The 13,557-nt window shown below is 27.6% G+C and carries 15 protein-coding genes; all 15 read left to right on the top strand.

Annotated features, from left to right (window positions below; all coding sequences use genetic code 11):
- Positions 1-81 precede the first annotated feature (81 nt).
- The 15 genes from BQ5450_RS02020 to BQ5450_RS09450 all read left to right on the top strand — a co-directional run bounded on the left by BQ5450_RS02020 (position 82) and on the right by BQ5450_RS09450 (position 13,475).
- On the top strand, positions 82-444 hold the full coding sequence (locus tag BQ5450_RS02020) for a hypothetical protein (protein WP_071125809.1): 363 nt from the start codon (positions 82-84) through the stop codon (positions 442-444).
- A gap of 106 nt (positions 445-550) precedes the next feature.
- Complete coding sequence (locus tag BQ5450_RS02015) at positions 551-2,440, top strand: hypothetical protein (RefSeq protein WP_071125808.1); 1,890 nt, start codon at positions 551-553, stop codon at positions 2,438-2,440.
- A complete protein-coding gene (locus BQ5450_RS02010) occupies positions 2,427-3,812 on the top strand; it encodes a hypothetical protein (protein WP_071125807.1) in 1,386 nt (461 codons plus the stop codon). The genes BQ5450_RS02015 and BQ5450_RS02010 overlap by 14 nt, the downstream gene beginning before the upstream one ends.
- A 1-nt stretch (position 3,813) precedes the next feature.
- Positions 3,814-4,224, top strand: a complete 411-nt coding sequence (locus tag BQ5450_RS02005) for a phage holin family protein (RefSeq protein ID WP_071125806.1) — start codon at positions 3,814-3,816, stop codon at positions 4,222-4,224.
- Positions 4,214-5,023: an N-acetylmuramoyl-L-alanine amidase gene (locus BQ5450_RS02000; protein WP_071125805.1), complete on the top strand. Its 810-nt coding sequence runs from the start codon at positions 4,214-4,216 to the stop codon at positions 5,021-5,023. The genes BQ5450_RS02005 and BQ5450_RS02000 overlap by 11 nt, the downstream gene beginning before the upstream one ends.
- Before the next feature lie 86 nt (positions 5,024-5,109).
- Positions 5,110-5,301, top strand: a complete 192-nt coding sequence (locus BQ5450_RS01995; RefSeq protein WP_071125804.1) for a type II toxin-antitoxin system RelB family anti-toxin — start codon at positions 5,110-5,112, stop codon at positions 5,299-5,301.
- A 554-nt stretch (positions 5,302-5,855) separates the two neighbouring features.
- The gene (locus BQ5450_RS01990; protein ID WP_071125803.1) at positions 5,856-6,650 is read left to right on the top strand and encodes a hypothetical protein; all 795 of its coding nucleotides are present in this window, start codon (positions 5,856-5,858) and stop codon (positions 6,648-6,650) included.
- Positions 6,647-7,309 carry a radical SAM protein gene (locus tag BQ5450_RS01985; RefSeq protein ID WP_071125802.1) on the top strand — a complete coding sequence of 221 codons (663 nt, stop codon included), beginning with the start codon at positions 6,647-6,649 and terminating at the stop codon, positions 7,307-7,309. The genes BQ5450_RS01990 and BQ5450_RS01985 overlap by 4 nt, the downstream gene beginning before the upstream one ends.
- 144 nt (positions 7,310-7,453) lie before the next feature.
- A complete protein-coding gene (locus BQ5450_RS01980) occupies positions 7,454-8,026 on the top strand; it encodes an SPASM domain-containing protein (RefSeq protein WP_159052463.1) in 573 nt (190 codons plus the stop codon).
- Between the two features lie 3 nt (positions 8,027-8,029).
- The gene (locus BQ5450_RS01975) at positions 8,030-8,917 is read left to right on the top strand and encodes an ABC transporter ATP-binding protein (protein ID WP_071125800.1); all 888 of its coding nucleotides are present in this window, start codon (positions 8,030-8,032) and stop codon (positions 8,915-8,917) included.
- Positions 8,907-9,671, top strand: coding sequence for a hypothetical protein (locus BQ5450_RS01970; protein ID WP_071125799.1), 765 nt, complete (start codon positions 8,907-8,909; stop codon positions 9,669-9,671). Before BQ5450_RS01975 ends, BQ5450_RS01970 begins: the two co-directional genes overlap by 11 nt.
- Complete coding sequence (locus BQ5450_RS01965) at positions 9,661-10,359, top strand: radical SAM protein (RefSeq protein WP_071125798.1); 699 nt, start codon at positions 9,661-9,663, stop codon at positions 10,357-10,359. Before BQ5450_RS01970 ends, BQ5450_RS01965 begins: the two co-directional genes overlap by 11 nt.
- Positions 10,360-10,527: 168 nt before the next feature.
- On the top strand, positions 10,528-11,826 hold the full coding sequence (locus BQ5450_RS01960) for a radical SAM/SPASM domain-containing protein (protein ID WP_071125797.1): 1,299 nt from the start codon (positions 10,528-10,530) through the stop codon (positions 11,824-11,826).
- A gap of 16 nt (positions 11,827-11,842) precedes the next feature.
- Positions 11,843-13,204, top strand: a complete 1,362-nt coding sequence (locus BQ5450_RS01955; protein ID WP_071125796.1) for an ABC transporter transmembrane domain-containing protein — start codon at positions 11,843-11,845, stop codon at positions 13,202-13,204.
- The gene (locus BQ5450_RS09450) at positions 13,194-13,475 is read left to right on the top strand and encodes an AAA family ATPase (RefSeq protein ID WP_083379764.1); all 282 of its coding nucleotides are present in this window, start codon (positions 13,194-13,196) and stop codon (positions 13,473-13,475) included. The genes BQ5450_RS01955 and BQ5450_RS09450 overlap by 11 nt, the downstream gene beginning before the upstream one ends.
- Positions 13,476-13,557: the final 82 nt, after the last annotated feature.

The following is a 13,557-nucleotide window of genomic DNA, read 5'->3' as shown; positions in this document are numbered from 1 at the left end:
GATTTTGTTGGTAGGTCAGATGCAGTCTCACCCCATGAACAAGGAGCAAAGCGACGCAGTGAATGGAGGTGTAGTCGTATAATGAAATATCAATCATATTTAATTATTGAAGGAGTAGACCTACCTCTACCAAATTCTTATGATTTGGAGTTTAGAGATATAGAGGCAGATACTGGAGGAGAGACTGAGGCAGGAACTATTCAAAGGGATGTTGTTAGAAACAAAGTAGCAAGTATTTCTGTAGATTTTTCTTGTAGCCCTAAACTTGTAAAGACATTGAGTAGTTTTGCCAATAAGTCTAATCTTAAAGTTAAATACTTAGATACAGAAACATTGGAACTAAAAGAGACACAAATGTATATAGATAAGTTCCAAGTCAAACTAATAAAAGATACTTCTTATAAAGGATTGTGGGAAGTATCTTTTTCATTGGAGGAATACTAATGACCTAACCCAAAATCTATGATTTTGATGGTAGGTCAGATGTCGCTTTGTTTCAAATCTTTGATTTGTCAAAAAGCGACTAATGTAGAGAAATGGAGGTGATAAGTTGTTCTCAACAAGTAATGAATATAAAACAGCAATCAAAAAGAACTCTCGTAAATTTTACTGGACGGGAAACATCATCTTAAAAGATGGAACCATTATTCCTTTTACAAATGAAGATATTTTAAAAGGGTCTGGGTACATCCATCGTTCCTGCTCTGGATCTTCTGAACTTGAAATAGGTACAGTTTATGCTGGAGAGTTTGGAATTAGCCTTTTTTCAAATATTGATAGGTATTCTCTAGAGGATTCAAAGCTAGAACTTTTTTACCATCAAGAATTAGAAAACAAAAAGATAGAGACCATACCAATGGGCATCTTTGATGTTACTGAGGCAAATAGGTCTAAGAAGATTTTAGAACTAAAAGGCTATGACTATATGCTTAGGTTTGATAAGAACTTCCCAGTGACAGATACCTTTGGTACAGCCTTTGAATTACTTACATTATCATGTGAGAAGTGCAAGGTAGAACTAGGCATGACAGAAGATGAGGTAAAGGCTTTTGTAAATGGAGAAGAAGTCTTAGCTATTTATCAAGATCATGATATAGAAACCTATAGAGATTTTATTCACTATATAGCATCGACCCTTGGTGCTTTTGCACAGGTCTCTCGTGATGGTAAATTGGTTTTAAAAAAGTATGCAGAAAGTATATCAACTGAAATTAAAACGAGAGAAAGATTTTCTTCATCTGTATCAGATTTCAAGACAAGATATACGGCTATCAACTCAACAAATGCAAAGACTAAAATAGCTGAATATTACTCTTTAGAAAATGATGATGGACTAACTATGAATCTTGGAATAAATCCACTGATGCAGTTAGGACTTCCAGAAAAAAGAAAAAGAATGTGTGAGGCACTTCTTACTGAAATTTGTAAGATTCATCATACACCTTTTGACATGGTAACTATAGGAGATCCCAGCCTTGATGTTGGAGATAGAATAGCTATTTCTTACGAAGAAGAAAAGATTGAAGGACTTATCACTGACATAGAATACAAGATAAATGGTAAGCACAGAATTTTAGGAGTTGGAAAGAATCCATACCTATCAAAGGCTAAAAGTAAGAATGATAAAAATATAGTCGGACTTTTAAATCAGATTGAATCTGAAAAGTTAGTAGTTCATGCCTATTCCAATTATTCTGCCTTTAATCTTTCTACAACAGATACACCAATAATTCGTATAGAATTTGCCTCCAATAAAGAAACGGAGGCAATTTTTAATGCGTCTATTTTGTTGAATATAATTTGTGATACTGAAGAAAAAAGTAGAAAAATATCAAGGAAAGTCAAGAAACAAGTAGAGGTTTTAAATGAAGAAGGAAAACCCTATGATCCTCCAAAGTTTGATACCCAAGAGGGCACAAGCGAAAAAGAGGAAGTAGAAGAATTAGATTTTATTGAAAATATAGAAATACCAACAAGGATAGTTATTACCTATATCTTTAATGATACAAAAATAGAACATCACATTCCAAAAGAAACCTACTTAAGTGGTGATCACATTTTAAATCTTTTCTATCCATTAACTAAACTTCAAGAGAAGACTATGAACAATTTCTCCGTATTAATTAGGCTTGTATCAGGACAAGCCATGATAGGTAAAGATAATGCTATCGCAGTTATCTCTGGTCAGTCTCTTGGTTCTACAGAGGCTTGGGATGGAAAGCTTAAAATTGATGAATCTTGGAAGAGAATAGAACTTAGTCATTCATTCTTGCTTAGGAAATTGAAAGCTGAGTACAAAGTCGAAAGACAAGTTCCAAGACCACTAGTATTTAATGAAAAGGTAGGAAGATTTAAATACCAAGGATTGGTGCTTGGAAAATATAAAGAAGAAATTACTACAGAATTTAAAGACAAGGGGGAAGGAAATGCTCAAGGGTAAATCAGTCATCGAACTAACTGATGTGAGGACAAATAGGAAGGAGATATATGAAGATGAAAACTTAATAACGAATGCAGTACCAGATTTATTAAGACTGAATCCATCGGGCCTTATGTATCCAGTCGGAGAGGAACTCATTACAAAATTTCACGAAGAGATTTTTCCAATTGCCAATAAGTGCTATGGTGGAATCTTGTTATTTGAAAACACTCTTGATGAAGATCCTAATAAAATTATTCCTCCATCAGATAATAAGATTATTGGATATGCTTCAAATGATGTTAATTCAACAGACGCATCAAAAAGAGGGTCGGCTAACTTAACAGAATCTACCCCTATAGAAAATGGATATAAATTTGTATGGGATTTTTCTACATCGCAAGCTAATGGAAGAATATCGTCACTGGCGTTGACCCATTATAGAGGAGGGAAATATTTCTATGGAGATACGCACGGAAGAGACCCGTTCCTACTTTTAAATAAAACAAAAATGAATTCTGATAGAAGTATTACTGATATTTACCAAGGTTGTGTGGAATACGATATTGAAAACAGTACCATCATATCAATCTGGCCTAAAAACAAGACATCGATAGACATCGTTAAACTTAGAGAGTCGATAACAGATATTGGCTTAAATGATCCTGTATATACAAAGGGGAATTATCAAAAAGAAAGAACGATTATAGATGCAAAGGAGTTTTTTGAAAAAGTATATTATTGGAAAGAAACTTGTTTTTATAATGGATCAGATGGTTATTGGTATGGATTTGGGACTAAGTACAATAAGTTAATAAGGATGAAGATTTCCAAAAAAGATTATTCTACTACTGTGGATGAATGGTCTTTAAATGACATTAGCTTATATAAACTTGGAGATTATAAGGACCAAGATTCTAGTTATTGCGAAAGGAGAGCATATAGTTGTATAAAGGACGGCTATCTATATGCTATTGGTGCTGGAAATGATGACAACTTGTTATACAAGATTAACATTAATAATCCTGTTGATATTAGCAAATTTGATTTGGAATATGATATTCAAAGAATTACTTATTCTGGTGAATATATGTATTTATTTAATTGGGGAGACTATATTCTAGGACATAAATTTTCAATAAATAAGAATGACGAAATTATTCGTAGAGATGACAAAACAGAGTACGAAGGTAGAAGTATTCCGTATTTAATGTCTACACCTATTCAGTTAGGGCCTTTAATGCTTGGTTATGGAGGATATGAAAATTCGTTTTATAAGCTTCTATTCCTTCATACCCCATACCTTGGAACAATTAATAACCTATCAAGTCCAATATTAAAAACGGCAGATAAGACAATGAAAATAACTTACACACTAACAGAGGAGGAATAAAATGAATAAGTTTTTAGAAATATTAAAAGTATGTTTTACAGCTATCGGAGGTTGGTTGGGATTTTATCTTGGAAGTGTAGATGCTTTTATCTACACACTACTTGCTTTTGTAATTGCTGACTATCTAACAGGAGTTTTAAGAGCAGGAGTCGAAAGAAAGCTGTCCTCATCCATAGGATTTAAAGGGATAGCTAAAAAAATAATGATATTTATAGTTGTAGGGATAGGAAACCTGTGCGATGCATATTTAATTAAAGGTGATGGAACAATGATAAGAACAGCCATCATCTTTTTTTATATAGCAAATGAGGGACTTTCCATTTTAGAAAATTCAGCATCTATAGGACTACCTGTACCCGACCAATTAAAAACAATGCTTAAACAATTTAAGGAGGATAAAGATGAGCAATAGTCCACTCGTAAATATGGTAAATTACAGCCCAAACCATAGTGGGAGAAGGAATCAACATATTACTAAAATAGCCATTCACCATACAGCAGGAGCAATCAATGCTGCAACTATAGGACAAATATTTAAACCAAGGTCAAGGCAAGCATCATGCAATTATGGAATAGGTAAGGATAATAAGGTAATATTATGTGTGGATGAACAGAATAGGTCTTGGTGTACATCATCTGCTTGGTGTGATAATAGGGCTGTTACTATTGAAACGGCAAATTCAAGTAACGGAGGTTCTTGGCCAGTATCTGATCAAGTCTTAGAAACATTAATAAAATTAGTCACCGACATCTGTATAAGAAATGGCATCTATCCATGTACCTATACAGGTGGAAAAGATGGAGTCTTACAAAAACATGAATGGTATTCTAACACAAACTGTCCTGGACCATATCTTGGAAGTAAATTTCCTTATATTGCAAATGAAGTCAATAAAAGATTAAGAGGTGGAAGTCCTACAAACAAAACATCAAGTAGACTATATAGAGTTAGGAAATCTTGGTCAGATGCTAAAAGTCAAAAAGGTGCTTTTAGAAACTTAGCTAATGCTAAAAGATGTGCTAATAGATTTGGGCTAAAAGTTTTTGATCTAAATGGAAAGATAGTTTATCCAGCAGGAAAGACAATCGAGCAATTGGCAAAAGAAGTAATTAGAGGAGATTGGGGTAATGGAGAAGAAAGAAAAAGGAGATTGAGACAAGCGGGATATGATTATTACGAAGTTCAGAGAAGAGTAAATGAATTAATATGATTTTGTTTATTTCATAATAACAAAAGTTGACAAAAGGTATAAAAAACATTATAATCTAATTATTAAGGAGGAAGGAGAATAAGTATTTGGGAAATAATATAAAATGTTATAGACAAAAACAAGGCATTACTCAACAACAATTAGCAGATAAGTTAAATGTAAGTAGACAATATGTAAGTGAAATAGAAAATTGTAAAAAACTTCCTACAATAAAAATTGCTTTTGACTGTGCTAATATTTTGTGTACGACAGTTGACATGCTGTTTTATTATAAATAGAATAAAAACTTAAAAGTAGAGATTTAATTATGGAATATTTAAAATTAAATTTCTATTTTTTTATATCTTAACATCAACTATAGTTGACATTAAGATATAATTATGATAGTATAAATTTAGTGGATGACGATTGACCATAAGGTGTTAACAGGAGAGTTCTATAAAGCAGAAAAATTAATAATTCCATAGGCTAGTTTATTCTTTGAAACTATTCAATTTGTTTTCTTAATAGGGCTTTTAAACACAGCCTATTCAGATATCTGTGCAAGTTAAACACCAATTCAACAAATTAAAAAAGTGAATGGAACAAAAAATGAAGTGAATGGAAAAGGCTTCGTTTTATGTGGGGCAGACGATGTTTGTGCTTGGTATGATGGAGTTTGTAATCCAAAATATCACTAAAGCTTTTAAAAATTACTTAATATAGCTTTGTTTTGGCAAACATCTTATAATTTTAATATTGCGTAACTGAAAATATAGATAGGTATGGTTTTAAAGAGAATGTTTGTAGTATTTAACACTTACATTCTCTTTATTTTTGAAGGAGGGAATCAGTGAAAAAATGCTTAAAGTTTGAATTAATAAAATTTTTCAATATTAAGATATTATTTATTTTTTTATTATTTCAAGTTATATGGACAATTATCGTAGCTTTGTCTATTTCTTATTCTACTCATGATAGTATAGTTAATAATTTTATATTAATAAGGACATTAACTATAAATGGAAATTTTTATATACCAATAATAGTGTCACTAGTTATTGGACGTATATTTTCCATAGAATATGAGAATAACATAGAGTTCGCTTTGAAATTATATAAAAATGACCACATAGAAAGATATATATACAAAACATTAATATGCATAATATATATAGTTGTTTCGTATGGCATACAATTTTTAATAGCACTTATCATTCAAACTAACATACAAGTAGACAGTATGGATCTTTCTTTTTGGGTTATAGATACTGAAGTAGTTTTTGAGCAAAGATGTGCTTTTTATAATATTTTAACCTTATACTTAAATCAAATTTTAGGATCCATATTTATATTAGAAATGTTTATTTTCTATATTAACTTTAATAAAAACTATTTAAAGTCAGCTCTGCTGACAATAATTTCGATTTTTACTATTAATGCTATTGAATATTTTATGTTTTTATTTAGTAAAATTTCTAATAATTTTTATAAATATTTACCATTTAATTCTGAATATACTTGGAGAAGTCTTAAATTTTTGCAGTTTGGAGATTTAGCAACAGGACTGGTATTTTTTTCAATATGTTTAAGTATGATTAATATAATAACATTTAAACATGATTTAAAAGGAGAATTCTTATTATGATAACTAAGAGTTATGAACAGATTAGATTAATTAGGGATGTAGATAACAACATACTTTTTGATGGTTCGAATGGAGATTTGTATTTTTTAGACGAAAAAACAGCAAAACTCTTGCAATTTTATATGGATAGAGATTATTATTTTATAAATGATGAAGAGTTTATTGCAGCAATGAAGAATATAAAAATTATAGATAAAGATTTTGATATAGGTGAAATAAAATCGATATTTGAAAATAGAAACAATATATCAGGAAATTTGGATTTAATTTATAAAAAATTAAATAAAGTAGAAAAATATTCATTATTAAGTATAAATGTTTCTGGGAAATGTAATTTTGATTGTATTTACTGCTTTGGTGGTGGTGGAAGTTATGGTAGAAAAGAATGTGTTATGGATTGGAAAATTGCTAAAATTCTAATAGATTATTGGGTTAAGAACATAAATCCTAAGGCAAAAACATATTATGTAAATTTTTTTGGTGGGGAGCCTTTTTTAAATATCGAGTTAATTGATAAAGTTATTTCATATTTAAATACAATTGAAAGAGTAAAAAGAAAAACAAAATACATTGTAACTACAAATGGTAGTATATTCAATAATAAAATAAGAAATTTACTTAGCAACAATAACTTCGAGATAAGCGTTAGTATAGATTGATTGTATTTTATACACAACAAAAATAGACCTTACAAAGGCATTGGAAAAAGTTTTGATAGTGTGCTGAGTAATTATTATAAATTTTCAAATTGTGTAGAGAAACTTTCTGCTCAGATAACAGTTAATAAAAAAGATATCAAGTATTTGTTTGATTCAGTAAACTACTTATGGAGCAAAGGGATAAATAGAGTATACAGCAATTTAGTGTTTGATGAGGACGTTATATATGACGAAAAAGATTTTATTGATTATAAATTACAATTAGATAAATTATCAAAAGTTACGTTTGATAATTTAAAAAATAATAGGAATAAGATATATTGTAATATTTATGATTTAGCTAAAAAAATATATAGTAAAGAATTTTCTGTAAATTGTTTTGCTAGACGAAATCATGGTCTTATTTCTTCCGCAGAGGGCGATTTATATAGTTGTTATAGGGGAATTGGAAAAAAAGAATTTCTTTTAAAAAGAATTCATAACATTAAAAAAAATGATGTTTCATTGATAGGATGGGATATTGAAAAATGTTCTAAGTGTTTTATACAGCTTTATTGTGGAAATGGATGCCCATATGAGAATCTAATATATAACCATGATTTTTATGAAACTAGTAAAAATTTCTGTACAAAGTCTATTTTAGATTTTGAAAAAAGTTTAATGTTTTTATCTAAAATACTAAATAGTGGGCTCGGTTACTTATTAGAGGAGGATTAGTATATGAAAATTAATGTTTCTGGTGTAGAGAAAAGTTTTAAAAGCATTAAGGTGTTAGAAAATATAAATTTTGAAGCTAAAAGTGGAGAAGTATTTGGAGTTATAGGACCGAATGGCGCTGGAAAATCGACACTATTACGAATAATAATAGGTTTATCTAAGCCAGACAAGGGAGAGATTCTAATTTCAAACTCTATAAATAAAGAAAGTAATTATTTTGGAGCTTTAATAGATGGAGCTTCCTATTATGAATACCTAACTGGAAGAGAAAATCTAGAATTTTTTCAAGATAAATATAATGAAAAAGAAATAATCGACTTATTAGATTTAGTTGGCTTAAGTGAATTAGATTCTAAGAGAAAAGTAAAAGAATATTCTCTAGGAATGAAGCAAAGGTTGGGTGTTGCTTTAGCCTTGATAGGCGATAGACCAATTATTATTTTAGATGAGCCATTAAATGGCTTAGATGCAAAAGGGATTTATGATGTAAGAAACATAATAATTGATTTAGCAAAAAAAGAGAATAAAATTGTAATAGTAACAAGTCATATATTATCAGAAGTTGAAAAAGTTGTAGATAAGTTAATCATTTTTAGTAAAGGTAAAATATTATATGAGGGAAGTTTGTCTAATTTGGATCAGGAATATGTGATTATAACTGAAAAAAAACTAGAAGAAAGTATTTGTAAAACAATATTTGCAGATAGTTTAAATAAGACTATTTTTATAGAGGCAAATATACTAAAAATAAAAGACTATAACCTAAATTTACTGAATGATATTTTATATAAGTTATTAATCAATAAAATTAAGATAGTTGAAGTTCATAGTAATAAAAGAAGTTTAGAAGAATTCTATTTCAGCTTACTGGAGGAAGACCATGTTGATTAAAGAATTGAAAAAGATTAAAAAACTGAAGACTGTAAAGGTCCTAATCTTCTTAAATGTACTACTATTATTTATTTTCATCCTTAAAGAATATAATAAGACTAACTTTTTTGATTTTTACTTCAACGTTAGTTTAGACTTATATAATGTAGTTCTTTTCTTTAATATATTAATATATATAATAATTGGGGAGATTCTTTCTGATGAATATATAAAAGGGACTTTAGATTATCAGGTTATTAAGTATGGAAGTATTATAAAGGTCATAGCTAATAAATTATTATCAGCATATATATTTGTTTTAACTATTTTGATATTTGATATGTTTGTAATTTTTTGTTTTGGCTATTTTACAAAAGTCTTAGAAGCCTATCAGATTTTTGATTCTAGAGGTTCTGTAATTTTAAATGATAATATAGTTTTTAATTCATGGCTAAGAATGTTTTTATATAATATAGACCTCTTAGTAGGAATGGCAATAACTACGAAATTAAGCGGTCTAATGGCTACTTTTTCTAACAATAAGATAAGTGCAATTATAGGATCCTTTATTGGTCTTATGTTATTAACATATCCAATTCCTGGTAGAGGAAAAACTCATTCTATAATTTTTTATAGACTACCTATTTTAAACGTGTATCTTAATATATCTGACTATATAGAATATTTTCAAACATATTATTTAATATATGTGTTTGAATTTTTAATTATTTTAGCCATAATATTTTTTTTGTGGAGGAGAAAATATGAATTATAAGTGTTTAGGATTACTTTATACAAGAAAATGTACAGAAAAATGTCCGATATGTTGTTTTTGCTGCTCTCCAAAGCGTAATGAAAAAATGGATAAAGATGATGCTATTAAATTCATTAATGCTGCTATAGACAATGAAATAAGATATATAGGGATATCTGGAGGAGAACCATTTATATATTTAGAAGAAATTGAAGAAATCATGAACCATTTTAGAGAGGAATGTATATTCAATATAACAACTAATGGATTTTGGGCAATTAATAAAGAAAAAACAAGAGAAATTTTAGAAAGATTAGCAAAAAATAGTTTAGTGGCATTAAAAATAAGCATTGATAAATATCATTTAGAAAATATTAGTATAAATAATATTAAAAATATTCTTAATGAAAGTAAGAAAATAGGATTAAAAGTTGTGGTAGGTACAACTATTTTAAAAAACGACAATATAGGAATATTACTTACTCAATTGAAGAAGGAGCTAATATCAACAGGAGTATTTATTCATCCATGTTATAAAGTTGGAAGAGCCTCAATATGTTTTAATGATATTGATTTCATATACGATGATGAAATTAAGATTGAATGCCCAGAAGGAAATATAATAATAATAGATTATAATGGAAATATTTATCCATGTGGATCAATTTTTGCGATGGAAGATTCTAGATGTGCTGGGAATTTTTTTTGAAACAAAATTTAGAGATTTAATAAGCAACTGCACACGTATTTGTCCAAATATTAATGAATTAAATAAGTATTACAATGCAACTAGATTTAAAAATAATTATATTGATTCATGTGATGTTTGTTATAAGTACTATAAAAATTAAGATTTTTTTAGGAGATATTCAAAATTATGAAAAAAATAAACTCTATTTATTATGGAAAGAATAACAATAATTGTTTGATATACTTAAATCTAAAGAATGTCTTAATGAAAACCGATTTAGAAGTTTACGATTTTTTAGAAAAAAGGGATTACTTGAAAGAAAGTTCAGATAATTTTATTGAAAGTTCATTGGTCGATATTGATACAGAGAATGAAAGCTCATTAAAAGAATATAAATCCAAATTAAATAATTATGAATCTAAAATAAAAGCAATTACTTTATTCATGACATATAGTTGCAACTTAAGATGCACATATTGTTATGAAAGCAAAAATCAAGGAGATCATGACAATATTTTTCTTAACGAAAAAAATTTATCTTCTTTTATAGGCTTATTAAAAAAACTGCCAATTGAAGAACATTGTACATTAATATTTTTTGGTGGAGAACCTCTTTTAAACTTTAATATGATTAAAAAAGTAGTTGAATCTATAAAATTAGATAATACTTTAAAAAATAGATTTTTTTATAGCATAACAACTAATGCTACTTTGCTAAATTCTAAAATAGTTCAATTTTTAGAAGAAAATAAATTCACTATAACAATATCTATTGATGGTAATGCACTGAAAACAAATATAAATAGAAAAACCATTTTAGGGGATGGAGCATACAATTACATAATATCAAATATTAAATTACTCAAAAATTTTAATATGATTGCTAGAGTAACTATCACAGACAGCAACATGGACTTAATAGAAAATCATAAACATTTATATAAATTGGGATTTAAGTCTATTGCACAGTCCGAGTCTTATGAAAGGATAGAAATGAGGAACTATGCGATTTTAAATGAAGAAATTAAAAATTATTATAATTATTTTTTACAATGCTTGAATGAAAAAGATTATAGAAAATGTTGTTCATTTAAAGACATAGTAAAGCAATTAATATCAATACATTTATCAATTAGGCAAGAAAGACATTGTGGAGCAGGAGTAAGTTTAATAGCAATTACACCAGAAATTAAAATCATTCCATGCCAAAGATTTTTAGACAAAGATCTTGGAGGTAATAATAAACCAATTACTGATTATTCTAAATATGATAATAAATACAATACAAAGTATAAGTGCAGTGAATGTATTGCTTATTCAACATGTTCTGGAGGGTGCTATCATAGCAATATAATATTTAAGGATTATGATTCAAGCAATTCTCCATTTTGCAAGTTAACTAGGACAAAGATAACTAATGCAATAAAAGTTTACTCTAAATTAGATGAATTTGAAAAAGAAATTTTATTTGCTAATATGTATTAAAATTTAGGTGGAATAAGTGAAATCAGTATTAATTGAATTTTTCAAAAAACATAAAAATGTGTTCTGCATTTATATATTTCTGACAATTATTTTTTCTATTACATTGATAATTATTCCTCAAAAAATGGGGGTATTTATTGATGAACTTTCAATATATAAACATTTTAAGTATTCTTTGAAGTTTGTGGAGGAAGTTCTACCAATAATATTAATATCACATTTATTAAGTTATTTAAAAAATTATTTACAAGAGATGATAAAATTTGAGTTAGATACTTATCTTAATGAAAAATTGTTAATAAGATACTTAGACTCAAATTATGAAATAACTAAAAAACTTATTAAGGAAGAGTTAGTAAAAAGGTTAACAACAAGCATTCAATACATATCAAAGTTCATCATAACATTTATAAGCGTTGTATTCACAAATTTGTTTAGCATATGTTTAATAGTATTTACAATATATCGCTCTAACAAAGAATTGTCATTATTATTATTTCTTATAGCACCAATATATGCTTTGATTAATTATTTTTTTAGAAATAAATTAAAGAATGCGGTTATAAAAAATAAAAAATCAGATGAAAAATATTTTTCTATATATTTCAAGCTTATTAACACAATAGAGTATATAAAATTAAATGCTCTCAAAAATAAGGTTTTAATTGATTTAGATAATGAGAAAAAGGTTTTTAAACAAAATAAAAGCAAACAAATAAAATATGAAAATATCTATATTTTTGTTTCAAGTTTAACGAGTAATATATTTAGAATTGTATATATACTATTATTAGGGTATTTTATGATAAATGGTGAAATTACTATCGGGATGTTCACAATGATTATTACATTCTCAAGTCAACTATTAAGATATATGGATTCAATCATGGACCTTTTGAGAGATTGGAATGTATGCTTAGTTCATGTCAGAAGTTTAGATGAAATTATTGATAACATTTCAGATGAAGGAAACATGAATAAAGAATTAAAGCAAATGTCAGATTCAATAAACAGCTTAACAGTAAAGAATTTATCTTATAAAGTGGATGACAATTTAATAATAAATGATTTTTCGTATAATTTTCAAAAAGGTATGATATATATAATCAATGGTCCTAATGGCAGCGGTAAATCGACTTTATTCAAAATAATTTCAGGTTTATTAAGAGATTATGAAGGGGTAATAAAAATAAACAGCTGTGATATAAAAAAAATAGATATGAATTATTTACTAAAGAAGAGAATTTCAATAGATTTACAAAATGAACTTCCTTTATATGATTTTGGAGAAAACGTAGAAATATGCAACATACTTAGTATAGATAAACAAAAATCTATTAAAATAAGGACTCTTTTTAATCTAAAGGATTCTTTTTAATCTAAAGGATTCTTTACGAGTAGGTCTTAATATAAATAATGTATTATCAGAAGGCGAAAATAAAAAACTATCTTTAATAAACGCATTATCTAAACCTAGTGAAATATTATTATTAGATGAACCAACAAACTTTTTGGACTTTAGTACAGTAAAGAGTCTAATTTATTATTTAAAAAAAATAAAGAAAAATAAAATTATCATAATAATAACCCATGATAGAAGAATCAATAGTATAAGTGATTTCATCATAGATTATAACAATAAAAGGTGATAAAAAATTCTAGTATAATGGTAATGATAAGTATCTATTTTATAGCAAAACATTTGTTAGAATTTTACTCCCAAAAAGAAAT

It is taken from the genome of Peptoniphilus lacydonensis, assembly GCF_900106515.1.
GTDB lineage: Bacteria > Bacillota > Clostridia > Tissierellales > Peptoniphilaceae > Peptoniphilus_A > Peptoniphilus_A lacydonensis.
The sequence above is the reverse complement of the archived record's forward strand: the minus strand, read 5'-3'. Positions and strand labels throughout refer to the sequence as shown.

Coding starts and splice junctions, on each gene's coding strand:
- BQ5450_RS01965 (WP_071125798.1), top strand. CDS start 9,661: ATGAATTATAAGTGTTTAGGATTACTTTATACAAGAAAATGTACAGAA.
- BQ5450_RS02005 (WP_071125806.1), top strand. CDS start 3,814: ATGAATAAGTTTTTAGAAATATTAAAAGTATGTTTTACAGCTATCGGA.
- BQ5450_RS02010 (WP_071125807.1), top strand. CDS start 2,427: ATGCTCAAGGGTAAATCAGTCATCGAACTAACTGATGTGAGGACAAAT.
- BQ5450_RS01975 (WP_071125800.1), top strand. CDS start 8,030: ATGAAAATTAATGTTTCTGGTGTAGAGAAAAGTTTTAAAAGCATTAAG.
- BQ5450_RS01970 (WP_071125799.1), top strand. CDS start 8,907: ATGTTGATTAAAGAATTGAAAAAGATTAAAAAACTGAAGACTGTAAAG.
- BQ5450_RS01985 (WP_071125802.1), top strand. CDS start 6,647: ATGATAACTAAGAGTTATGAACAGATTAGATTAATTAGGGATGTAGAT.
- BQ5450_RS02000 (WP_071125805.1), top strand. CDS start 4,214: ATGAGCAATAGTCCACTCGTAAATATGGTAAATTACAGCCCAAACCAT.
- BQ5450_RS02020 (WP_071125809.1), top strand. CDS start 82: ATGAAATATCAATCATATTTAATTATTGAAGGAGTAGACCTACCTCTA.
- BQ5450_RS01960 (WP_071125797.1), top strand. CDS start 10,528: ATGAAAAAAATAAACTCTATTTATTATGGAAAGAATAACAATAATTGT.